Genomic DNA, 22,837 nt, shown 5'->3' with positions numbered 1-22,837 from the left:
ACCCGTTCGTCCGAAGAAGGAGATGCACCGGTCGTGGCCAAGAAAGAGGGCGGCACCCCGCCGGCAGTCGATCCGAGCGCCCTGACCGAGGACGCGCTCACCGCCGCCGAGAAGTCCGCGATCGACGCGTTCGCCGCTGCGACCGACCTCGACGAACTCGCCCAGGCGAAGATCGACCACCTCGGCGACAAGGCGCCCATCTCCCTCGCCAAGCGCGCCCTCGGCTCGCTGCCCGGCAACGAGCGCGCCGACGCCGGCAAGCGGGTCAACGCCCACCGCACCGCCGTGCAGGCCGCCTTCGACGACCGCAAGGCCGCGCTGCAGGCCGAGCGCGACGCCGCGGTCCTCGTCGCCGAGGCCGTCGACGTCACCCTGCCCGCGACCCGCCGCGCGCTCGGCGCCCGCCACCCGATCTCGATCATCTCCGACGAGATCGCCGACGTCTTCGTCGCGATGGGCTGGGAGGTCGCCGAAGGCCCCGAGGTCGAGACCGAGCACTTCAACTTCGACGCCCTGAACTTCCTGCCCGACCATCCGGCGCGCACGATGCAGGACACCTTCCACATCGCCCCGGAGGGCTCGCGGCAGGTGCTGCGCACCCACACCTCGCCCGTGCAGGTCCGCACCATGCTGCACCGCGACATCCCGATCTACGTCGTGTGCCCCGGCCGCACCTTCCGCACCGACGAACTCGACGCCACCCACACCCCGGTCTTCTCGCAGGTCGAAGGCCTCGCCGTCGACAAGGGCCTGACCATGGCGCACCTGCGCGGCACCCTCGACGCGTTCGCGCGGGCGCTGTTCGGTCCGGAGACCCGCACCCGGATGCGTCCGAACTACTTCCCGTTCACCGAACCGTCCGCCGAGGTGGACGTGTGGTTCCCGAACAAGAAGGGTGGTGCCGGCTGGGTCGAGTGGGGCGGCTGCGGCATGGTCAACCCCAACGTGCTCCGGGCCTCGGGCATCGACCCCGACGTGTACACCGGGTTCGCGTTCGGCATGGGCCTCGAACGCACCCTGCAGTTCCGCAACGGCATCCCCGACATGCGCGACATCGTCGAGGGCGACGTGCGCTTCACCCTGCCGTTCGGCGTGCAGGGCTGAGAGCCCGCTCCCGACACCGACTCCACCGACCGACGACCGAACGAAAGAGCTGAGCACAAGTGCGAGTAGCGCAGTCCTGGCTGACCGAGATCCTGCAGCGCGCCACCCCGGAGTGGAACGTCACCGCCGAGGAACTCGACGCGGGATTCGTCCGGGTCGGACTCGAGGTCGAGGACATCGAGACCCTCGGCCGCATCGACAACCTCGTCGTCGGACGTGTCGTGGAGATCACCGAGCTCACCGAGTTCAAGAAGCCCATCCGCTTCTGCAAGGTCGACGTCGGTGAGGACGAACCGCGCGGCATCGTGTGCGGCGCCCGCAACTTCGCCGAGGGCGACCTCATCGTCGCCGCCCTGCCCGGCGCCGTGCTCCCCGGCGACTTCGCCATCGCGTCGCGCAAGACCTACGGGCACGTCTCCGACGGCATGATCTGCTCGCTGTCCGAGCTGGGCATCGGCAAGGACCACTCCGGCATCCTCGTGCTCGAGCCCGGCACCGCCGAACCCGGCACCGACGCCAACGATCTGCTCGGCCTCGGCGACACCGTCATCGAACTGAACATCACCCCCGACCGCGGATACTGCTTCTCCGTCCGCGGACTCACCCGCGAACTCGCGTGCGGCTTCGACCTCGAATTCGCCGATCCCGCGGCCGTGCCGGCGCTGCCGTCCGACGGCGGCGAGGCCTACCCGATCCGGCTCGAACCCGAGACGAAGGCCACCCGGTTCGCCGCGCGGCGCGTCACCGGCATCGACCCGAAGGCCGTCACCCCGTGGTGGATGCAGCGCCGCCTGCACACCGCCGGTGTCCGCCCGATCTCGCCCGCGGTCGACGTGACCAATTACGTCATGCTCGAGCTCGGCCAGCCGCTGCACGCCTTCGACGCCGCCACCCTGCAGGGTGAACTGGTCGTGCGGCGCGCCCGGGCAGGGGAGAAGCTCACCACCCTCGACGGTGTCGAGCGCGACCTCGATCCCGAGGACGTCGTCATCACCGACGACTCCGGGGTGATCTCCCTCGCCGGCATCATGGGCGGCGCCACCACCGAGGTCGGCGACAGCACCACCGATGTGCTGCTCGAGGCCGCCACCTGGGATCCGCTCGCCGTCTTCCGCGGCAACCGCCGGCACAAGCTCAGCAGCGAGGCCGGCAAGCGCTTCGAACGCACCGTCGATCCGGCCCTGGCCCGCGCCGCGCTCGACCGGGCCGCGAGCCTGCTCGTCGAGATCGCCGGTGGACAGGTGGAATCGACCCTCACCGACATGGTCGTGCCCACCGAGAGCCCGACGATCCGCATGGACATCGACCTGCCCGACCGCATGGCCGGGGTGAGTTACCCGAACGGCACCGCCGCCCGCCGCCTCACACAGATCGGGTGCGCGGTCGAGGTCGGCGTCGGCGAGGACGGCCACGGCCAGCTCGTCGTCACCCCGCCGACCTGGCGTCCCGACCTGCGTCAGCCCGCCGACCTCGTGGAGGAGGTGCTGCGCCTCGAAGGTCTAGAGCAGATCCCGTCGGTGCTGCCCACCGCCCCCGCCGGTCGTGGTCTGACGGCCACGCAGAAGCGTCGCCGCGCCGTCTCCCGTGCCCTCGCCCACGACGGCTACGTCGAGGTGCTCGCCCCGGTGTTCCTGCCGGCCGGTGTGTTCGACACCTGGAAGCTCGACGCCGACGACCCGCGACGGGTGACCACCAAGGTGCTCAACCCCCTCGAGTCCGACCGTCCGGAGCTGGCCACCACGCTGCTGCCGGGTCTGCTCGAGATCCTCGGCCGCAACGTCTCGCGCGGACAGCGCGACCTGTCGCTCTACGCGATCGCGCAGGTCGTGCAGCCCACCTCCGAGACGAAGCCGGTCGACCTGCTGCCGGTCGACCGTCGTCCCACCGACGACGAGATCGCCCTGCTCGAAGGGTCGCTGCCGAAGCAGCCCGTCCATGTCGGTGGTGTGCTCGCCGGATTGCGCGAACCGGCCGGTCCGTGGGGCACGGGCCGCGCCGCCGATGCCTTCGACGCCTTCGCCGCCGCGGAGACCGTCGCACGCGCCGCCGGGGTGCGCCTCGAGCGCCGCGCCGCGCAGTACCTGCCGTGGCATCCCGGCCGCTGCGCCGAACTGCTCGTCGACGGGGTCGTCGTCGGCCACGCCGGCGAACTGCATCCCGCGGTGATCGAACGGGCCGGCCTGCCCGCCCGCACGTGCGCCTTCGAACTCGACCTCGACGCGTTGCCGATCGTGGAATCGCTTCCGGCGCCGGTGGTCTCGCCGTTCCCGGCGGTCCTGCAGGACGTCGCCGTCGTGGTCGACGCGGACGTGCCGGCCACCGACGTCGAGAGCGCCCTGCGCTCGGGTGGCGGCGACCTGCTCGAGGACATCCGTCTGTTCGACGTCTACCAGGGCGCCCAGCTGGGGGAGAACCGCAAGTCCCTCGCATTCGCGCTGCGTTTCCGCGCTCCCGATCGCACCCTCACCGAGGACGAGGCCAGCGCCGCCCGCGAGGCGGCGGTCGCCGCCGCGGCCACCGCGGTCGGTGCCGAGCTACGCGCCTGAGACGACGCCCGCGTCCCCGCCCGGCAGCCACACGTCGGGCGGGACCGTGGTGACCTTGCGGCCCGCACGGTCGAGGATGTGCCCGGCGAGCTTGTGAATGCGCAACACCAGCACCCGGTCCCGCACGGTCAGGTCCGGGCATCGTGCGAGCAGCCGGGCCTCGAAGTCCGGGACCTCGGCGGGGGAGTGCAACCACGCCTGCACCACGAGGTTCGCGGCGCCGACGACGGCGAAACAGTTGCGCACCTCCGGCTCCCGGCTCACCACCCGCCCGGTGGTGGTCAACCGCTCCACGGGCACCGTGCACCACAACGTGACGAGCACCGCGAAACCCGCTGCGGGATGCGCGAACTCGCACCGTAGGCCGACGACGTCTGCGGCCAGCAATGCCTCTACCCGGCGTTTGACCGTTGCCGCGCCGGCCCCGGCGATCTCCGCGAGGGTGCGCATCGGGGTGCGGCCGTCCACTGCCAGCGCCGACAGGATCGCGCGATCGGTGGCGGAGATCGCCGTGCGTCCGCGCCGCTCACCTACCCGCCGCGAGCCCGAGGTCAGTTCCCCTCGCTCGCCCGGCCCGAGCGCGTTCAGTCGCCACGCCCCGCCCTCGGTGAACCACTCCGAGACCACGTGGGTGCGGATCGACGCGACGCCGGGCAGTTGTGCCAGGTCGTCGACGACCAACCGGGTCATCTGCTCGTAGGTCGCGGTCGCGGCAGTGACGAGCAGGTCGGCGCCGGCCGACGGCACCTCGACGGTCACCGCGTGCGGACGCCCGGTCATCACCTCGGTCACCGATCTCCTTGCGCCGGGTGCCATGGTGATCTCCAGTAGCGCGGTGGTCACCTGCGCGAGGATGCGCGGCCCCGGGGTGATCGTGGTCCACGCCAGACGTTCGCGTTCGAGGCGGCGCCAGTGCCGGGCCACCGTGGCGGCATCGAGACCGAGCGGACCGGCCAGCGCATCCCACGTGGAGCGCGGAGACCACTGGAGCGCATTGATAATTCTCAGGTCGATTTCATCGATCGATCGCGAAGTTCCGTACTCGGAATCGTCCATTTCGTCATTATCCTGCAAAATCCGTGCCGAATTCGTGCGGCCTGCGAGCCTACGACACATGGAGACGGAGCAGAAGTATGCGCTGATCGGGGCGGGCCCCTCGGGACTCGCCGGAGCCCGCGCGCTCTCCCGGCAGGGCATCGACTTCGTCGGCTTCGAGTCCCACAGCACCGTCGGGGGGTTGTGGGACATCACCAACCCGGCGAGCACGGTCTACGAGTCGGCGCACCTGATCTCCTCGAAGACGACCACCGAGTTCGCCGAGTTCCCCATGCCGCCGCAGACACCGGACTATCCGGGGCACGCGGCACTCGCCCGGTACTTCGGCGACTACGCCGATGTCTTCGGCCTGCGTGAGCACTACCGCTTCGGAACGACCGTGACCCGCGTCGAACCGGACGGCGACCGGTGGCGGGTGACCGCCGCCGACCGGGACGGCGCCGCGACCACCGAGCTCTACCGCGGTGTCGTGGTCGCCAACGGCACCCTCGCGACACCGAACCACCCGCAGATCGCCGGCGAGTTCGACGGCGAGATCCTGCACACCAGCGCCTACAAGGACCCGACGAGCTTCCGCGGCAAGCGGGTCCTGATCGTCGGCGCCGGCAACAGCGGCTGCGACATCGCCGTCGACGCCGTCCATCACGCCCGGTCGGTGGACCTGAGCGTGCGCCGCGGCTATCACTTCGTGCCCAAGTACCTGTTCGGGCGTCCCGCCGACACCCTCACCCGCGGGCGGCCGCTGCCGGCGCCGATCAAACAGCGCCTCGACGCGCTGTTGCTGCGCCAGTTCACCGGCGACCCCACCCGCTTCGGGCTGCCCGCACCCGACCACCGTCTCTACGAATCGCACCCGGTCGTCAACTCGCTGATCCTGCATCACCTCGGTCACGGGGACGTGCAGGTGCGGCCCGACATCGAGCGGTACGACGGCGCCGAGGTCCGGTTCCGGGACGGCTCCGCCGCCGGCTACGACATGATCGTGTACGCCACCGGTTACGTCCTCGACTATCCGTTCCTGGACCGCGACCTGCTCGACTGGCGCGGCCACGCACCCGACCTGCTGCTGAACATGATCAGCCGTCGGTTCGCGAACCTGTTCGTGCTCGGCATGGTCGAGTCGTCCGGGCTCGGCTGGCAGGGCCGCTACGAACAGGCCGAACTCGTCGCCGCCGCGATCGGTCTCACCGACACCGACCCGGCGGCCGCGGCGCGATGGCGGGCGGCCCTCGCGGCCTCGCCCCCGGACCTCACCGGCGGTTACCGCTATCTGAAGCTCGGCCGGATGGCCTACTACGTCAACAAGGACGCCTATCGCACGGCGCTACGCGATCAGACCCGCGCGGTCCGCGAGGCCGCCGGCTCGTCCACCGGGGCGGGCGTGCGGTGAACGTCGACGACGTCAGGCTCTCCTTCGACTCCGGTTCGCTGCTCGTCCTCAACGTCGTGCTCGCGGCGATCATGCTCGGCATCGCCCTCGACACCTCCGTCGACGACTTCCGCCGTGCCCTGCGCGCACCGAAGGCCATGGCGGTGGGCATCGCCGCGCAGTTCCTCGCACTGCCCGCCGTGACCTGGCTGCTGACGTTGCTGCTCGACCCCGCGCCGTCGATCGCGCTCGGCATGATCCTCGTCGCGTGCTGCCCGCCCGGGAACATCTCCAACGTCCTCACCCACCGGGCCGGCGGCGACGTCGCCCTGTCGGTGTCGATGACGGCCGTGTCGAACGTGTTCGCCATCGTGCTCATGCCGATCAACTTCGCGTTCTGGGGCAGTCGCAGCGACGACACCCGGGCGCTGCTGCGCTCGGTCGAACTCGACGGCCTCGACATGGTCGTGCAGATCGCCCTGATCATCGGGCTGCCGTTCGTCCTCGGGATCTGGGCTGCGCAGAAGGCGCCCGGCCTCGCGTCCCGCGCCCAGCCGTGGGTGAAGAACGGATCCCTGCTCGCACTGCTCGCCTTCATCGTCGCCGGGCTCGCCGGCAATTTCGCCGACTTCCTCGACTACATCGGACTCGTCCTGCTCGCGGTGTTCCTGCACGACGCGATCGCCCTCGGCCTCGGCTATCTGTGCGGATGGGCGAGCGGACTGCCCGAGTACAGCCGCCGAGCGGTCTCGTTCGAGGTCGGCATCCGCAACGCAGGTCTCGGCCTCGGCCTCGTCATGACCTTCTTCGACGGACTCGGGGGCATGGCGATCGTCGCCGGCTGGTGGGGGATCTGGGACATCGTCGCCGGACTGCTCCTGGCCACCGTCTGGTCCCGTCGCACCGCAACTCGAAAGGTGATCGCATGACCTCCCTCACCGCCCTCGTCACCGGTGGCAACGGCTTCCTCGGCAGCGCCGTCGTCGCGGCCCTGCGCTCGCGCGGTGTCCGGGTGATCAGCGCCGACCTCCATGTACCTGCCGACCTTCACGAACCCGCGGACGCCGACGACGCCGTCACCCACGTGATCGCCGACGTCCGCGACCGCCGCCGGATCGCCGAGGTCGTCGGCACCCACCGCCCCGACGTGATCGTGCACCTGGCGTCCATCGTCAACCCCGGACGTGACAGCACCCCGGAGCAGGAATACGCCGTCGACGTCGACGGCGCACGCAACGTCGTCGACGCCGCACTGACCTACGGGGTGCGACGGCTGGTGGTGGCGTCCTCGGGCGCCGCCTACGGCTATCACGCCGACAACCCGGTCCCGCTCACCGAGGACGATCCGATCCGCGGCAACGACGAGTTCACCTACAGCCGGCACAAGCGTCTTGTCGAGGAGATGCTCGCCGCCACCCGGGTCGAGGATCCGCAGCTCGAACAGGTGATCCTGCGGATCGGCACGATCCTGGGGGAGACCGTCCGCAACCAGATCACCGCACTGCTCGACCGCGAGCGGCTGCTCGTCGTCGCCGGCAGCGACAGCCCGTTCGTGTTCGTCTGGCACACGGACGTCGCGGCGGCCTTCGCCGAGGCCGTCCTCGGTCCGGTCACGGGCATCTTCAACGTCGCGGGCGACGGGGTCGTCACCGTGCCCGAGATCGCCGCGATGACGAACCGCAGGACCCTCACGGTGCCCGCCGCGGTGCTGAAGCTCGCCCTGCGGATCGGGCGCGCGTTGCGTCTGACCGAGCACGGCCCGGAGCGGGTCGGCTTCCTGCAGTACCGTCCGGTGCTCGACAACCGGCGGTTGCGTGAGGAACTCGGTGTGCGCCTGCGGTACACCAGCCGGGAGGCCTTCGAGGCGTATCTGCGGGCTCGCGCCGAACAGGACTCAGCGGGAGCCGAGCGACGTAGCCTGGATGCATGAGCAAGGACGAAGCCGGCCGGGTGCCGTCTCCCGAGGAACCCGACAAGCCGGAGCAGCCCGTCCCCGACGTCACCCCGGCCGGGCCGGAGACGCCGACGGTGCCGGATGTGCCGCCGGGCCCGGACATTCCGGACGTGCCGCCGATCGACCCGGAGCCGAGCCCCGATCCCGACGTGACCCCGCGCGAGGAGGACGTCCACGAGGCTCAGGTGCACGAAGCCGAGATCGTCGAACCGGGTGTCGTCGACTCCGGAATCGTCGACAGCCCGGTCCGCGCACCGACGATCGAGGAGATCACCGGTTACACCGCGGACGGGGTGCCGACCTTCGAATCGGTGCGTGAGAAGATCGAACAGCGTTCGGCGACCGCGCTCGGCGCGGAGGAACTCGCTCACGCGACCGGGGCGGCTCGCACGCTCGAGGAGCAGTACGAGGAGCGCAAGGCGGCCGCTGCCGACCGGCTCGAGCAGATCCGACGGTCGTTGCGGTCGGAGTGAATCCTCCCGAAAGGGACACCCCCTATGAAATGATTTGCATGAGGGTGCATAATCATTCGTATGGGTACTTCACCGGACTTCACCGCCACCCCCGAGTCGCCGCTACGGGTCGCCGTGGCAGGCGCCAGCGGTTACGCGGGCGGCGAGATCCTGCGTCTGCTCCTCGGCCATCCCGCCTACCAGGACGGCTCACTCGTCATCGGCGCGCTCACCGCCGGCGGTAACGCCGGCGCCACCTTGCGTGAGTTCCATCCCCATCTGCTGCCGCTCGCCGACCGCGTGCTCGGCGCCACCGACATCGACACCCTGCTCGGGCACGACGTCGTCTTCCTCGGCCTGCCGCACGGCCACTCCGCCGTGATCGCCGAGCAGCTGCCCGAGACGACCGTCGTCATCGATTGCGGCGCCGACTTCCGGCTCGAGAACGCCGCCGACTGGCAGCGCTGGTACGGCAGCGACCACGCCGGCACCTGGCCCTACGGCATGCCCGAGCTGCCCGGCAAGCGCGACGCCCTCGTCGGCGCCACCCGCATCGCGGTCCCCGGTTGCTACCCGACCTCCGCCTCGCTCGCCCTCGCCCCGGCCGTCGCCGCCGGCATCGTCGAACCCGTCGTGAACGTCGTGGCCGTCTCCGGCACCTCCGGCGCCGGGAAGTCCCCGAAGGTCGACCTGCTCGGCTCCGAGGTCATGGGCTCGGTCCGCGCCTACGGCGTCGGCGGCGCCCACCGGCACACCCCGGAGATCAAGCAGAACCTCTCCGCTCTCGCCGGTACCGACGTGAAGGTCTCGTTCACCCCGGTCCTCGCGCCCATGCCGCGCGGCATCCTCGCGACCTGCACCGCGCCGACCACGGTGACCGCCGCCGAGGCCCGTGCCGTCTACGAGAAGGCCTACGCCGACGAACCGTTCGTGCAGCTGCTGCCGGAAGGCGCGCTGCCCGCCACCGGCGCGGTGGTCGGCTCGAACGCCGTCCAGATCGCCGTCACCGTCGATGCCGACGCCGGACTGCTCGTCGTCGTCGCCGCGCTCGACAATCTCACCAAGGGCACCGCCGGTGCCGCCGTGCAATCGATGAACCTGGCACTCGGCCTGCCCGAGACCGCCGGCCTGTCCACCGTGGGAGTGGCTCCGTGACCGAGAACAAGTACGCAGACGACGTCTACACCGGCGCTACCGAGATCGCCGGAGGACGCCTGATCCGCACCCAGGGTGTCACCAGCCCCGCCGGTTTCCGGGCCGCCGGCATCCCCGCCGGTATCAAGGTCTCCGGCAGGCAGGACCTCGCGCTCGTACTCAACGAGGGCCCCGAACTCACCGCCGCCGGCGTGTTCACCACCAACAAGGTCAAGGCCGCTCCCGTCCTGTGGTCCCAGCAGGTGCTGAAGTCCGGCAGCCTGCGCGCGGTGATCCTCAACTCCGGCGGCGCCAACGCGTGCACCGGCGCCGGGGGTTTCCAGGACACCCACGCCACCGCCGAGGCCGTCGCCGACGCGCTGAGCAACTGGGGCACCGAGACCGGTGCCGGTGAGGTCGCCGTGTGCTCGACCGGTCTGATCGGCGATCGCCTGCCGATGGACAAGGTGCTCTCCGGCGTGCAGGAGATCGTCCACGAACTCGCCGGGGGCATCTCCGGCGGCACCGACGCCGCTTACGCGATCATGACCACCGACACCGTGCCCAAGCAGGCCGCCCTGCACCACGCCGACAAGTGGAACGTCGGCGGCATGGCCAAGGGCGCCGGCATGCTCGCCCCCGCCCTGGCGACGATGCTGTGCGTGGTCACCACCGACGCCGTCGCGACCGCCGACCAACTCGACACCGCGCTGCGCCACGCGTCCCGGCTCACCTTCGACCGCCTCGACGTCGACGGCGCCACCTCCACCAACGACACCGTGCTGCTGCTGGCCTCCGGCGCGAGCGGCATCACCCCGAGCCAGGACGAGCTGAACGCCGCCGTCCTCGCCGTGTGCGACGACCTCGCCGAGCAGATGATGGCCGACGCCGAGGGCGTCACCAAGCGGGTCACCGTCACCGTCCGCGGCGCCGCCAGCGAAGCCGACGCCCTGATCGGTGCCCGCACCGTCGCCCGCGACAGCCTCGTCAAGACCGCCCTGTTCGGCTCCGACCCCAACTGGGGCCGCGTGCTCGCCGCCATCGGTATCGCCCCGATCGAACTCGACCCCGACAAGATCTCCGTGTCGTTCAACGGGAACCCGGTGTGCATCGACGGTGTCGGTGCCCCCGGCGCCCGCGAGGTCGACCTGTCCGCCGCCGACATCGCCCTCGACATCGACCTCGGTCTCGGCGACGCGCAGGTGTCCATCCGCACCACCGACCTCTCGCACGCCTACGTCGAAGAGAACTCGGCGTACTCGTCGTGACCGGAACGAACACAGGAGACGACGTGACCGACGCACTGATCGCCGACCTCACCTCGCACCAGAAGGCGTTCGTCCTCGCCGAGGCCCTGCCGTGGCTGCAGAAGTTCCGCGACAAGATCGTCGTCGTCAAGTACGGCGGCAACGCCATGATCGACGACACTCTCAAGACCGCCTTCGCCGCCGACATGGCGTTCCTGCGCACCGTCGGCCTCCACCCCGTCGTCGTGCACGGCGGCGGCCCGCAGATCAACGCCATGCTGAAGCGACTCGGCCTCGAAGGTGAATTCCGCGGCGGCTTCCGCGTCACCACCCCCGAGGTCATGGACGTCGTGCGGATGGTGCTCTTCGGGCAGGTCGGACGCGAACTCGTCGGCCTGATCAACAGCCACGGCCCCTACGCCGTCGGCACCTCCGGTGAGGACGCCGGACTGTTCACCGCGACCCGCCGCACGGTCGTCGTCGACGGCGAGGCCACCGACATCGGGCTCGTCGGCGACGTCACCAGCGTCGACCCCGGTGCGGTGCTCGACCTCATCGCCGCCGGGCGCATCCCCGTCGTCTCGACGATCGCGCCCGACGCCGACGGCGTGGTGCACAACATCAACGCCGACACCGCCGCGGCCGCCCTCGCCGAAGCGCTCGGCGCGGAGAAGCTGGTCGTGCTCACCGACGTCGAAGGCCTCTACACGAACTGGCCCGACCGCAGCTCGCTCACCTCGCGGATCGACGCCGACGCGCTCACCGCGCTGCTGCCGTCGCTCGACTCCGGCATGGTCCCGAAGATGGAGGCGTGCCTGCGCGCCGTGCAGGGCGGAGTGCCCACCGCGCACGTCATCGACGGGCGCCAACCTCACTCCGTACTCCTCGAACTGTTCACCGAAGAAGGCATCGGCACCATGGTGGTGCCGTCCTCCGGGAAGGAAGGCCCCGCATGACCGGCACGTCCGACCTCCAGCAGCGCTGGGCGGGTTCGCTGATGAACAACTACGGCGTGCCCAAGGTCGCGCTGGTCGCGGGCGACGGTGCCGTCCTCACCGACGCCGACGGCAAGCAGTACCTCGACCTGCTCGGCGGCATCGCCGTCAACAGCCTCGGCCACCGCCACCCGGCGATCATCGAGGCCGTCACCGCGCAGCTGAACCAGCTCGGCCACGTGTCGAACCTGTACGCCTCGCCGCCGGTGCTCGAACTCGCCGAGAAGCTCCTCGATCGCTTCGGTCACGAGGGTCGCGCCTTCTTCTGCAACTCCGGTACCGAGGCCAACGAGGCGGCGTTCAAGATCGCCCGGCTCACCGGACGGCCGAAGATCGTCGCGTGCGAGAAGGCCTTCCACGGCCGCACCATGGGCGCGCTCGCCCTGACCGGCCAGCCCGACAAGCGCGCCCCCTTCGAACCGATGCCCGCCGGCGTCGAGTTCGTGCCCTACGGCGACCTCGACGCCCTCGAGGCCGCGGTGGACGAGAACACCGCCGCCGTCTTCCTCGAACCGATCATGGGCGAGTCCGGCGTCGTCGTCCCGCCCGAGGGTTATCTCGCCGGCGCGCGTCGCATCACCACCGAACGCGGCGCCCTGCTCGTGCTCGACGAGGTCCAGACCGGCATCGCCCGCACCGGCAGCTTCTTCGCTCACCAGGCAGCGGGCATCACCCCCGACGTGATGACCCTCGCCAAGGGTCTCGGCGGCGGACTGCCCATCGGCGCCGTCCTCGCCACCGGCCCGGCCGCCGAGCTGTTCCAGCCCGGCAAGCACGGCACCACCTTCGGCGGCAACCCGGTGTGCGCCGCGGCCGCCCTCGCGGTGCTGCGCACGATCGACGAGCAGAACCTGCTCGACCACGTGAACACCGTTGGCAAGACCCTCGCCGCCGGCATCGAGGAACTCGGGCACCCGCTCGTCTCGCACGTGCGCGGCTCCGGGCTGCTCCTCGGTGTCGTCCTCACCGCCGCGAAGGCACCGGCCGTCGAGACCGCCGCCCGAGAGGCCGGTTTCCTCGTCAATGCCGCCGCACCCGACGTGATCCGCCTCGCCCCCCCGCTGATCCTCACCGAACAGCAGGCCGAAAGCTTCGTGACGGCGTTGCCCGCCGTCCTCGACACCGCCGACCGGGAAGGGAACTGACGACCCGTGCTCCGCCACTTCCTGCGCGACGACGACCTCACCCCGGCCGAACAGACCGAGGTGCTCGAACTCGCCGCCGAACTGAAGAAGGCACCGCTGTCCCGCCGCCCCCTCGAAGGGCCCCTCAGCGTCGCCGTGCTCTTCGACAAGACCTCCACCCGCACCCGCTTCTCCTTCGACGCCGGCATCGCCCAGCTCGGCGGACACGCCATCGTCGTCGACACCGGCTCCACCCAGATCGGCAAGGGTGAGACCCTTGAGGACACCGCCCGGATGTTCTCCCGGTTCACCGAAGCGGTCGTGTGGCGCACCTACGGACAGGACCGCATCGAGACGCTCGCCGAGCACTCGACCGTGCCCGTCGTCAACGCACTCACCGACACCTTCCACCCCTGCCAGGTCCTCGCCGACCTGCAAACCATCCGCGAGAACAAGGGCGCCACCGCGGGCCTGCGGATGACCTACTTCGGCGACGGCGCCAACAACATGGCGCACTCGCTGATGCTCGGCGGCGTCACCGCCGGCATGCACGTGACCATCGCATCCCCGGCCGGGTTCACCCCCGACCCGCAGGTCGTCGCCGCGAGCCGCGCACGGGCCGAACAGACCGGCGGCAGCGTCACCGTCACCGACGACCCGCGCATCGGAGCCACCGGCGCCGATGTGCTCGTCACCGACACCTGGGTGTCGATGGGGCAGGAGGACGACGGCAAGGACCGCGAGGCACCCTTCCGGCCGTTCCAGCTGAACGACGACCTCGTCTCCCTCGCCGACACCGACGCGATCGTGCTGCACTGCCTGCCGGCCTACCGCGGCAAGGAGATCACCGCCGAGGTCATCGACGGACCGCGGTCGGTGGTGTGGGACGAGGCCGAGAACCGCCTCCACGCACAGAAGGCCCTGCTCGTGTGGCTGCTCGAGCAGAGCCGGAGCTGACCGTGAGCACCGCGGCGAACCATGCGGACAGCGCAGCGACCGCGCCGACCCGCGCGGCGCGGCAGGCCCGCATCGTCGCACTGCTCGCCGCGCACCCGGTGCGCAGCCACACCGAACTCGCCGCCCTCCTCGCCGAGGACGGCATCGAGGTGTCCACCGCCACCCTGTCCCGCGACCTCGAGGAACTCGGCGCCGTCAAGCTCCGCGCGGCCGACGGCGGCGCCGGGGTGTACGTCGTCCCGGAGGACGGCAGCCCTGTGCGCGGCGTGACCGGAGGCACCGACCGCCTGTCCCGGTTGCTCGGCGAACTGCTGGTGTCCACCGACTCCAGCGGCAACATCGCCGTGCTGCGCACCCCACCCGGGGCGGCGCACTATCTGGCCAGTGCACTCGATCGGGCATCATTACCCGAGGTGGTCGGAACGATCGCCGGCGACGACACCATCGCGGTCATCGCCCGCGAACCGACGACGGGAGCCGAACTGGCCGCGAAAATCGAATCACTCGCCTGACCTACCACTCATAGACGCACGTCGAAATACGAAGGAGCACAAAGACAATGGCCGAACGCGTCGTACTCGCCTATTCGGGCGGGCTGGACACCTCCGTCGCCATCAGCTGGATCGGCAAGGAGACCGGCAAGGAGGTCGTCGCCGTGGCCATCGACCTCGGCCAGGGTGGCGAGGACATGGAGGTCGTGCGTCAGCGCGCCCTCGACTGCGGTGCCGTCGAATCGATCGTCGTCGACGCCAAGGACGAGTTCGCCAACGAGTACTGCCTGCCCACCGTCCAGGCCAACGCGCTCTACATGGATCGCTACCCGCTCGTCTCGGCCATCAGCCGCCCGCTGATCGTCAAGCACATCGTGCAGGCCGCCCGCGAGCACGGCGGCACCGTGGTCTCCCACGGCTGCACCGGCAAGGGCAACGACCAGGTCCGCTTCGAGGTCGGCTTCGGCGCCCTCGCCCCCGACCTCCAGGTCATCGCACCGGTCCGCGACTACGCCTGGACCCGCGAGAAGGCCATCGCCTTCGCCGAGGAGCACGGCCTGCCCATCAACGTCACCAAGCGTTCGCCGTTCTCCATCGACCAGAACGTCTGGGGCCGCGCCGTCGAGACCGGCTTCCTCGAGGACCTGTGGAACGCCCCCACCAAGGACGTCTACGACTACACCGAGGACCCCACCGCCCACTGGCAGGCACCCGACGAGCTGATCATCGCCTTCGAGGCCGGTCGCCCCGTCGCGATCGACGGCAAGCACGTCACCGTCCTCGAGGCCATCCAGGAACTCAACCGTCGCGCCGGCGCACAGGGTGTGGGCCGCCTCGACATGGTCGAGGACCGCCTCGTCGGCATCAAGAGCCGCGAGATCTACGAGGCCCCCGGCGCCATCGCCCTCATCACCGCCCACCAGGAACTCGAGCACGTCACCCTCGAGCGCGAACTCGGCCGCTACAAGCGCCGCGTCGAGGAGCGCTGGAGCGAGCTGGTGTACGACGGCCTGTGGTACTCGCCGCTGAAGACCGCTCTCGACGCCTTCATCGAGAACACCCAGGAACGCGTCACCGGCGAGATCCGCATGGTGCTCCACGGCGGACACATCACCGTCAACGGCCGTCGCAGCCCCGAGTCGCTGTACGACTTCAACCTCGCCACCTACGACGAGGGCGACAGCTTCGACCAGTCCAACGCCAAGGGCTTCGTGCAGATCCACGGCCTGTCGTCGAAGGTCGCCGCGAAGCGCGATCTGGGCCTGTAGTCATGACGGCTCACGGCACCAACGAAGGTGCCCTGTGGGGCGGCCGGTTCGCATCCGGACCGGCCGCCGCCATGGCGGCGCTGAGCAAGTCCACGCACTTCGACTGGGCGCTGGCCCCGTACGACGTGCGCGCCTCGCAGGCCCACGCCAAGGTCCTGCACCGCGCCGGACTCCTCACCGACGACGACCTCGCCACGATGCTCGACGGCCTCGACCGACTCGCCGCCGATGTGGCCTCCGGTGCGTTCGGCCCCGCCGAGTCCGACGAGGACGTGCACGGCGCGCTCGAACGGGGACTCATCGAGCGGGTCGGCCCCGAGGTCGGCGGCCGGCTCCGCGCGGGCCGCTCCCGCAACGACCAGGTCGCGACGCTGTTCCGCATGTGGCTGCGCGACAGCGCGCGGCGCATCGCCGACGGTGTCCTCGACGTGGTCGAGGCGATCGCCGGCCAGGCCGCGGCGCACCCCGATGCCGTGATGCCCGGCAAGACGCATCTGCAGGCCGCGCAGCCCGTGCTGCTCGCGCACCACCTGCTCGCGCACGCGCATCCGTTGCTGCGCGACGTCGACCGGTTGCGTGACTTCGACAAGCGCGCTGCGGTCTCGCCGTACGGGTCGGGAGCACTCGCCGGCTCGTCGCTCGGTCTCGACCCCGACGCGATCGCAGCCGACCTGGGCTTCGACTCGGCGGCGGACAACTCGATCGACGCGACCAGCTCCCGCGACTTCGCGGCGGAAGCGGCGTTCGTGTTCGCGCAGATCGCCGTCGACCTCTCCCGCATGGCGGAGGAGGTCATCCTGTGGAGCACCCCCGAGTTCGGGTACGTCACCCTCGCGGACGAATGGTCGACCGGGTCGTCGATCATGCCGCAGAAGAAGAATCCGGACGTCTCCGAGCTCACCCGCGGCAAGGCCGGTCGCCTCATCGGCAACCTCACCGGTCTGCTGGCCACGCTCAAGGCGCAGCCGCTGGCCTACAACCGCGACCTGCAGGAGGACAAGGAGCCGGTCTTCGACTCCGTCGCACAGCTCGAGCTGCTGCTCCCGGCGATCGCAGGTCTCGTCTCGACGCTGACCTTCCACACCGAGCGGATGGCCGAGCTCGCACCCGCCGGATTCACCCTCGCGACCGACATCGCCGAGTGGATGGTCCGCCAGGGTGTTCCCTTCCGCGTCGCCCACGAGGCGGCCGGGGCATGCGTGCGGGTCGCCGAAGGCCGCGGGGTCGGCCTCGAGGACCTCACGGACGAGGAGCTCGCCGGCGTCGATCCGGCCCTGACCCCGCAGGTGCGGGAAGTGCTCACCGTCGAAGGATCCATCGCCTCACGCGACGCGCGTGGTGGCACCGCGGGCGTGCGGGTGGCCGAGCAGCTCGGCCGCGTGCGCGACGCCGCGACACACCTGCGCGACTGGGTTCGCGGCTGACACGCCTGCCGTCCCGGGCACACCCCGAGTTGCCCGGGACGGTGAGGGTGGTGTGGCAGGCTGGCACATACTCTCGGCATGCAGCGGGTACCGGTGTAGAACCGCAGGTGCCGGGGACCGGTGCGGATACATCGTCGAGAAGGGGAGCGGACCGTGGGACTGGACGCCGATGTAGTGACCGAGTCGGTGCGACGGCTCGTCGCCACTGCCCAGAACGGTCTCGAAGTCCTGCGTTTCGGTGGCCTCGAACCCAGCCGGTCGTCGTCGCCCTATCAGGTCGTCGAGCGCACCTCCATGTACCGGCTCCGCCGGTACTTCCCCGAGTCCGACACCGCTTCCACGGGCATCCCGATCGTCCTCGTGCCACCGATGATGGTGTCCGCCGAGGTGTACGACGTCACCCGTGACGCCGGCGCCGTCGGCACCCTCCACGAAGCGGGACTCGACCCCTGGGTCGTGGACTTCGGGTCGCCCGACCAGGAGGAGGGCGGCTGGAAACGCACCCTCACCGATCACATCCTCGCCCTCGACGAGGTCGTCGACTGCGTCCGCGCCTACACCGGCCGCGACGTGCACCTCGGTGGGTACTCGCAGGGCGGCATGTTCTGCTATCAGGTCGCGGCGTACCGGCGCAGCCGCGGCATCGCGAGCCTGATCACCTTCGGCAGCCCGGTCGACACCCTCGCCGCCCTGCCCTTCGGGATCCCGGAGATCGTCGCGACCCACTCCGCGGACTTCCTCGCCGACCACGTCTTCAACCGCCTCGCGATCACGGGGTGGATGGCGCGCACCGGCTTCCAGCTGCTCGATCCGGTCAAGACCGTGCGATCGCGCATCGACTTCCTGCTCCAGCTCCACGACCGGGAAGCGCTGCTGCCGCGAGAACCTCAGCGCCGGTTCCTCGACACCGAGGGGTGGGTGGCGTGGTCCGGACCGGCCGTCGCCGAGGTGTTGCGCCAGTTCATCGCTCACAACCGCATGGTCAGTGGCGGTTTCGTCATCAACGACCGGGCGGTGAGCCTCGCCGAGATCACCTGCCCCGTCCTCGCGTTCATCGGTGAGGTCGACGACATCGGGCAACCGCTCGCCGTGCGCGGCATCCGCAAGGCGTCGCCCCGCGCGGAGGTCTACGAATACACCTTGCGCGCAGGGCATTTCGGTCTGGTCGTCGGTAGTGTTGCCGGTCAGCAGACGTGGCCGTCGGTCGGGGAGTGGGTGCAGTGGCGCGAGGGCGTCGGGGACCGGCCCGTCGGCATCGCGCCGATGGCCGTGCCGAACCCCACCGACGAGGGCACCGGCGTCTCGGTCGCATCCCGCATCACGCATACGGCCGCAACGCTCGCCGACGTCGGAACCGATTTCGGCAAGGGGCTCGCGGGGATCGCGGTCGGTGCCGTCCGCGGAGCACGCGATCTGACCGGTGAGGCCGCTCGCGCGTTGCCCCGGCTCGCGCGGCTCGGGCAGATCCAGCCGCGCACCCGCATCTCCGTCGGTGGCCTGCTCGCCGAGATCGGCCGCAAGTCGCCGAAGCGGGAGTGCTTCATCTTCGAGGACCGGGTCTACACCTTCGAGGCCGTCAACCGGCGGATCGACAACGTCGTCCTCGGGCTCGTCGACAACGGCATCCGTCCCGCGATGCACGTCGGCATCCTCATGGACGTGCGCCCCAGCGCAATGGCGGCGGTCGCGGCGATCTCCCGTCTCGGCGGCGTGTCCGTCCTGATCCCGCCGGGACCGGACATCGCCGAGGCCGTACGACTCGGCGGTGTCGAGAAGATCGTCGCCGATCCCGAGAACCTCGACGCGGCCGTCGCGACCGGCCTGCCCGTGCTGGTACTCGGCGGCGGTGACGTCCGCGACCTCGACATCGAACCCGGCGCCGACGTCGTCGATCTCGAACGACTCGACATTTCCTCCGTGCAACTGCCGGGCTGGTACGTCGCCGATCCGGGACTCGCACGCGAACTCGCGTTCATCCTGTTCTCCGGTGGCGGCGACACGCTCGCGGTGCGACGGGTCACCAACTACCGATGGGCGCTGTCGGCCTTCGGGACCGCCACCGCCGCTTCGCTGGGCCGCGGCGACACCATGTACTGCCTTGCGCCCCTGCATCATTCGTCGGGTCTGCTCGTCAGTTTCGGTGGTGCGCTGGCCGGTGGGGCGCGTATTGCGCTGTCGCGCGGGTTGAATCCGTCGCTCTTCAGCGACGAGGTGCACCGCTACGGCGTCACCGTCGTCACCTACACCTGGTCGATGATGCGTGAGGTGCTCGACAGTCCGTCGCTGCACATCGACGCCATCCATCCCATCCGGTTGTTCATCGGTTCCGGCATGCCACCGGGGTTGTGGCGCCGTACCCTCGACCGGTTCCAGCCCGCCCGGGTTCTCGAGTTCTACGCGTCGACCGAGGGCAACGTCGTGCTCGCGAACGTCTCCGGCTCGAAGATCGGCTCGAAGGGCCGGCCGTTGCCCGGCAGCGCCGACGTGCGCCTCGCCGCCTACGACGCCGGCGCAGGCCGACTCGTCGAGGACGAACGCGGCTTCGTGCGGGAGGCGCAGGTCGGCGAGGTCGGGCTGCTGCTCGGCCGTCCCGGCCCCGCCACCTCGGCGATCACCGGTGTGATGCGCGGCGTCTTCGAACCGGGCGACGTGTGGGTGCCCACCGACAACCTGTTCCGGCGCGATGCGGACGGCGACTACTGGCTGCTCGACAGTCGGCGGACGGTCATCCCCACCTTCCACGGCCCGGTCTTCACCCAGAGCGTGGCCGACGTGCTCGAAGCGATCCCGCGCGTCGATCTCGCCGTCGCCTACGGCATCTCGGTGGGAGGACGCGACATCGCGGTGGCCGGCTGCTCGCTGCGGGGCAACCGTGCACCGACCGCCGCGGAGATCACGGCGGCGTTCGACTCGGTCCCGGCCGACGAACGACCCGATCTCGTGCACGTCGTACCCGACATCCCGTTGGGCCCGTCCTACCGCCCGTCCGCCGATCGTCTGCGCGAACAGGGATTGCCCGTGCCCACCGTCCGCACCTGGTACCTCAACCCCGACACCGGCACGTACAAGCGGTTCACCAAGGCCGTGGCCACGGCGTGGAAGGCGGGCACGGCCGGTTCGCCCGCCGGGGCGCGGTAGCCTGGGTCCGGTTCGGTTCCGCCCTTCGAAAGGACATCCGTGGCTGTCGATCCCACGTTGCTGAGCATTCTGGCCTGTCCGGAGGACAAGGGGCCGTTGCTTCTCGTCGACGACGCCGTCCTGTACAACCCGCGACTGCGACGGGCGTATCCGATCGAGAACGGCATCCCGGTCCTCCTCGTCGACGAGGCCCGCGAGGTCACCGACGCCGAGCACGAGGACTTCACCGCGCGCGGTGTCGCCGGATGGAGCACCGACTGAGCCGCAATCGTCGATCCGTCCGCGGCGAACTCGAAGGACTCGATCCGGTCGAGGCCGCCGAAGCGCTGCTCGGAGCAACCGTCCGGGTGGGGGAGACCGCCGTCCTGCTGACGGAGGTCGAGGCCTACGGCGGACCCGAGGACGGACCGTGGCCGGACCCGGCCGCGCACTCGTACCGCGGACCGACCCCGCGCAATTCGGTCATGTTCGGACCTGCGGGGCACCTGTACGTCTACCGCAGCTACGGGTTGCACTTCTGCGCGAACGTCTCCCTCGGTCCCGACGGCACCGCCGCGGCCGTGCTGTTGCGGGGTGGCGAGGTCGTCGAGGGGGAACAGGCCGTCCGTTCGCGTCGCACGCCCGGCACACCGTTCGCGAATCTTGCGCGCGGTCCGGGCAATCTGGCCGCTGCGCTCGGACTCGACCTGACCGACAACGGCATCGACGTGGATGCTTCCGACGCTCGGGTACGGGTGGAACTTCCGTCCGAACCGCTGGTCGGGGAGGTCGCGCGGGGTCCGCGCGTGGGGATCAGCGTGGCGGCCGACAGGCCGTGGCGATTGTGGGTTCCCGGCGCGATCGGGGTCTCCGCGTACCGGCGCAGCCCACGCGCACCCGCCGCCCCTCGAGCGTGATGGGATGATCGAACGGTGACTGAGCACATTCTCGACGAACTGACCTGGCGCGGGCTCATCGCGCAAGCGACCGATCTCGACGCACTCCGAGGCGAACTCGACAAGGGTCCGATCACCCTCTATGCCGGTTTCGATCCGACCGGCCCGAGCCTGCACGCCGGTCACCTCGTTCCGCTCCTCGCACTCAAGCGTTTCCAGCGCGCCGGCCATCGGCCCATCGTTCTCGCAGGTGGCGCGACCGGCATGATCGGCGACCCGCGGGACGTGGGGGAGCGCACCATGAACTCCGCCGACACCGTCGCCGAATGGGCAGGGCGGATCCGTGGGCAGCTCGAGCGGTTCGTCGACTTCGACGACTCCCCGACGGGAGCCGTGGTCGCGAACAACCTCGACTGGACCGGCAAGCTGTCCGCGATCGACTTCCTGCGCGATATCGGCAAGCACTTCTCGATCAACGTGATGCTCGCCCGCGACACGGTCAAGCGCCGCCTCGAAGGCGACGGCATCTCGTACACCGAGTTCAGCTACATGCTCCTGCAGGCCAACGACTACGTGCAGCTCCGCCGCGAATACGGATGTGCGCTGCAGGTCGGTGGTTCCGATCAGTGGGGCAACATCATCGCCGGCGTCGAGCTCAACCGCCGTACCGACGGCGCGAGCGTGCACGCCCTGACCGTCCCGCTCGTGACCTCGTCCGACGGCAAGAAGTTCGGTAAGTCCACCGGTGGTGGCAGCCTGTGGCTCGACCCGGAGATGACGAGCCCGTACGCCTGGTACCAGTACTTCGTCAACGCAGCCGACGCCGACGTCATGAAGTACCTGCGCTGGTTCACCTTCCTCGACAAGGACGAACTCGCCGAGCTCGAGACCGCCACCACGGAGCGTCCGCACGCACGTGAGGCCCAGAAGCGACTCGCTGCCGAGATGACCACGCTCGTCCACGGGGCGCACAACACCGCTGCGGTCGAGTTGGCCAGCCGCGCCCTGTTCGGACGAGGCGAGCTGGGCGAGCTGGACGAGGCCACGCTCGCGGCCGCACTGACCGAGGCGTCCGTGACGGAGCTCCGCGCCGGCGAGCCGGACACGATCATCGACCTGCTCGTCGCGTCGGGTCTGTGCGAGAGCAAGGGAGCTGCGCGTCGCACCGTCAAGGAAGGCGGCGCATCGGTCAACAACGTTCGCATCGCCTCGGAGGAGTGGACCCCGCGCGACGGAGAACTGCTGCACGGACGCTGGCTCGTCCTGCGTCGGGGCAAGCGGAACTTCGCCGGCGTGCGAGTCGTCCGCGACTGACACCTTCGCCGACGCTGGCGGGCCTCTGACCAGCGGATTTGACGGCTCGTTAGCGTCGGCGTAACTTAGTCGTCGTTCGAGCGACACCGAACAGCCCGCCGGACCGAGAGGTTCGGAAACAGGCATGTTCGATGTCGCATCGATCGGCTCTCACGGAAGAGAACAGGAAAGCAGCGATTTGCGGCCCTGAAATCGGATGTGATAGCTTGGAACGGTTGCCTCGGAGCGAGCCGGACAGGTGTCCGGAAACGTGATGATGTGCGCGTGTTCTTTGAGAACTCAACAGTGTGCCGATGAATGTCAGTGCCAAATAATATTTGGTGCGACCACTTCACTTTTTGTGGGTGGTTGTTGCTGGACATCGCATTCTTCCGTCTGCGGTGATCCAG

At 70.0% G+C, this 22,837-nt stretch carries 19 protein-coding genes; 18 read left to right on the top strand and 1 reads right to left on the bottom strand.

Annotation, left to right across the window (positions count from 1 at the left end):
• Window positions 1-33: 33 nt before the first annotated feature.
• Both pheS and pheT read left to right on the top strand, forming a co-directional pair.
• Window positions 34-1,104, top strand: a complete 1,071-nt coding sequence (gene pheS / locus B9C99_RS21285) for a phenylalanine--tRNA ligase subunit alpha (RefSeq protein WP_026061249.1) — start codon at window positions 34-36, stop codon at window positions 1,102-1,104.
• A 59-nt stretch (window positions 1,105-1,163) separates the two neighbouring features.
• The gene (pheT, locus tag B9C99_RS21280; RefSeq protein ID WP_088899261.1) at window positions 1,164-3,650 is read left to right on the top strand and encodes a phenylalanine--tRNA ligase subunit beta; all 2,487 of its coding nucleotides are present in this window, start codon (window positions 1,164-1,166) and stop codon (window positions 3,648-3,650) included.
• Here the strand turns inward: pheT and B9C99_RS21275 are convergent.
• Window positions 3,639-4,706: an Lrp/AsnC family transcriptional regulator gene (locus B9C99_RS21275; RefSeq protein WP_088899260.1), complete on the bottom strand. Its 1,068-nt coding sequence runs from the start codon at window positions 4,704-4,706 to the stop codon at window positions 3,639-3,641. The genes pheT and B9C99_RS21275 overlap by 12 nt on opposite strands.
• A 58-nt stretch (window positions 4,707-4,764) precedes the next feature.
• On the opposite strand from B9C99_RS21275, the gene B9C99_RS21270 reads away from it, so the two are divergent.
• The 16 genes from B9C99_RS21270 to tyrS all read left to right on the top strand — a co-directional run bounded on the left by B9C99_RS21270 (window position 4,765) and on the right by tyrS (window position 22,448).
• Window positions 4,765-6,096, top strand: a complete 1,332-nt coding sequence (locus B9C99_RS21270) for an NAD(P)/FAD-dependent oxidoreductase (RefSeq protein ID WP_088899259.1) — start codon at window positions 4,765-4,767, stop codon at window positions 6,094-6,096.
• Window positions 6,093-7,004 carry a bile acid:sodium symporter family protein gene (locus tag B9C99_RS21265; protein WP_088899258.1) on the top strand — a complete coding sequence of 304 codons (912 nt, stop codon included), beginning with the start codon at window positions 6,093-6,095 and terminating at the stop codon, window positions 7,002-7,004. The genes B9C99_RS21270 and B9C99_RS21265 overlap by 4 nt, the downstream gene beginning before the upstream one ends.
• Window positions 7,001-8,005 carry an SDR family oxidoreductase gene (locus tag B9C99_RS21260; RefSeq protein WP_088899257.1) on the top strand — a complete coding sequence of 335 codons (1,005 nt, stop codon included), beginning with the start codon at window positions 7,001-7,003 and terminating at the stop codon, window positions 8,003-8,005. The genes B9C99_RS21265 and B9C99_RS21260 overlap by 4 nt, the downstream gene beginning before the upstream one ends.
• Window positions 8,002-8,502 carry a PspA/IM30 family protein gene (locus tag B9C99_RS21255; protein ID WP_088899256.1) on the top strand — a complete coding sequence of 167 codons (501 nt, stop codon included), beginning with the start codon at window positions 8,002-8,004 and terminating at the stop codon, window positions 8,500-8,502. The genes B9C99_RS21260 and B9C99_RS21255 overlap by 4 nt, the downstream gene beginning before the upstream one ends.
• Window positions 8,503-8,562: 60 nt before the next feature.
• The gene (gene argC / locus B9C99_RS21250; protein WP_060652954.1) at window positions 8,563-9,636 is read left to right on the top strand and encodes an N-acetyl-gamma-glutamyl-phosphate reductase; all 1,074 of its coding nucleotides are present in this window, start codon (window positions 8,563-8,565) and stop codon (window positions 9,634-9,636) included.
• A complete protein-coding gene (gene argJ, locus B9C99_RS21245; RefSeq protein WP_059381097.1) occupies window positions 9,633-10,883 on the top strand; it encodes a bifunctional glutamate N-acetyltransferase/amino-acid acetyltransferase ArgJ in 1,251 nt (416 codons plus the stop codon). Before argC ends, argJ begins: the two co-directional genes overlap by 4 nt.
• Entirely contained in the window at window positions 10,880-11,818 is a 939-nt protein-coding gene (gene argB / locus B9C99_RS21240; protein WP_088899255.1) for an acetylglutamate kinase, read from the top strand. Before argJ ends, argB begins: the two co-directional genes overlap by 4 nt.
• Entirely contained in the window at window positions 11,815-13,002 is a 1,188-nt protein-coding gene (locus B9C99_RS21235) for an acetylornithine transaminase (protein WP_088899254.1), read from the top strand. The genes argB and B9C99_RS21235 overlap by 4 nt, the downstream gene beginning before the upstream one ends.
• Before the next feature lie 6 nt (window positions 13,003-13,008).
• Window positions 13,009-13,938: an ornithine carbamoyltransferase gene (gene argF / locus B9C99_RS21230; RefSeq protein ID WP_088899253.1), complete on the top strand. Its 930-nt coding sequence runs from the start codon at window positions 13,009-13,011 to the stop codon at window positions 13,936-13,938.
• Between the two features lie 2 nt (window positions 13,939-13,940).
• A complete protein-coding gene (locus B9C99_RS21225) occupies window positions 13,941-14,450 on the top strand; it encodes an arginine repressor (RefSeq protein ID WP_016692767.1) in 510 nt (169 codons plus the stop codon).
• Window positions 14,451-14,497: 47 nt separating this feature from the next.
• A complete protein-coding gene (locus B9C99_RS21220) occupies window positions 14,498-15,697 on the top strand; it encodes an argininosuccinate synthase (protein WP_088899252.1) in 1,200 nt (399 codons plus the stop codon).
• 2 nt (window positions 15,698-15,699) lie between these two features.
• Entirely contained in the window at window positions 15,700-17,121 is a 1,422-nt protein-coding gene (gene argH, locus B9C99_RS21215; RefSeq protein ID WP_016692765.1) for an argininosuccinate lyase, read from the top strand.
• Between the two features lie 153 nt (window positions 17,122-17,274).
• The gene (locus B9C99_RS21210) at window positions 17,275-20,259 is read left to right on the top strand and encodes an AMP-binding protein (protein ID WP_088899251.1); all 2,985 of its coding nucleotides are present in this window, start codon (window positions 17,275-17,277) and stop codon (window positions 20,257-20,259) included.
• 39 nt (window positions 20,260-20,298) lie between these two features.
• On the top strand, window positions 20,299-20,520 hold the full coding sequence (locus B9C99_RS21205) for a Trm112 family protein (RefSeq protein WP_016692763.1): 222 nt from the start codon (window positions 20,299-20,301) through the stop codon (window positions 20,518-20,520).
• A complete protein-coding gene (locus tag B9C99_RS21200; RefSeq protein ID WP_088899250.1) occupies window positions 20,505-21,155 on the top strand; it encodes a DNA-3-methyladenine glycosylase in 651 nt (216 codons plus the stop codon). The genes B9C99_RS21205 and B9C99_RS21200 overlap by 16 nt, the downstream gene beginning before the upstream one ends.
• Window positions 21,156-21,170: 15 nt before the next feature.
• Window positions 21,171-22,448 (top strand): tyrosine--tRNA ligase, encoded by a 1,278-nt coding sequence (gene tyrS, locus B9C99_RS21195; RefSeq protein WP_088899249.1) that lies wholly within the window; start codon window positions 21,171-21,173, stop codon window positions 22,446-22,448.
• Window positions 22,449-22,837: the final 389 nt, after the last annotated feature.

Origin of the sequence: Rhodococcus sp. BUPNP1, assembly GCF_002215235.1 — a bacterium.
Taxonomy (GTDB): domain Bacteria; phylum Actinomycetota; class Actinomycetes; order Mycobacteriales; family Mycobacteriaceae; genus Rhodococcus.
The sequence above is the reverse complement of the archived record's forward strand: the minus strand, read 5'-3'. Positions and strand labels throughout refer to the sequence as shown.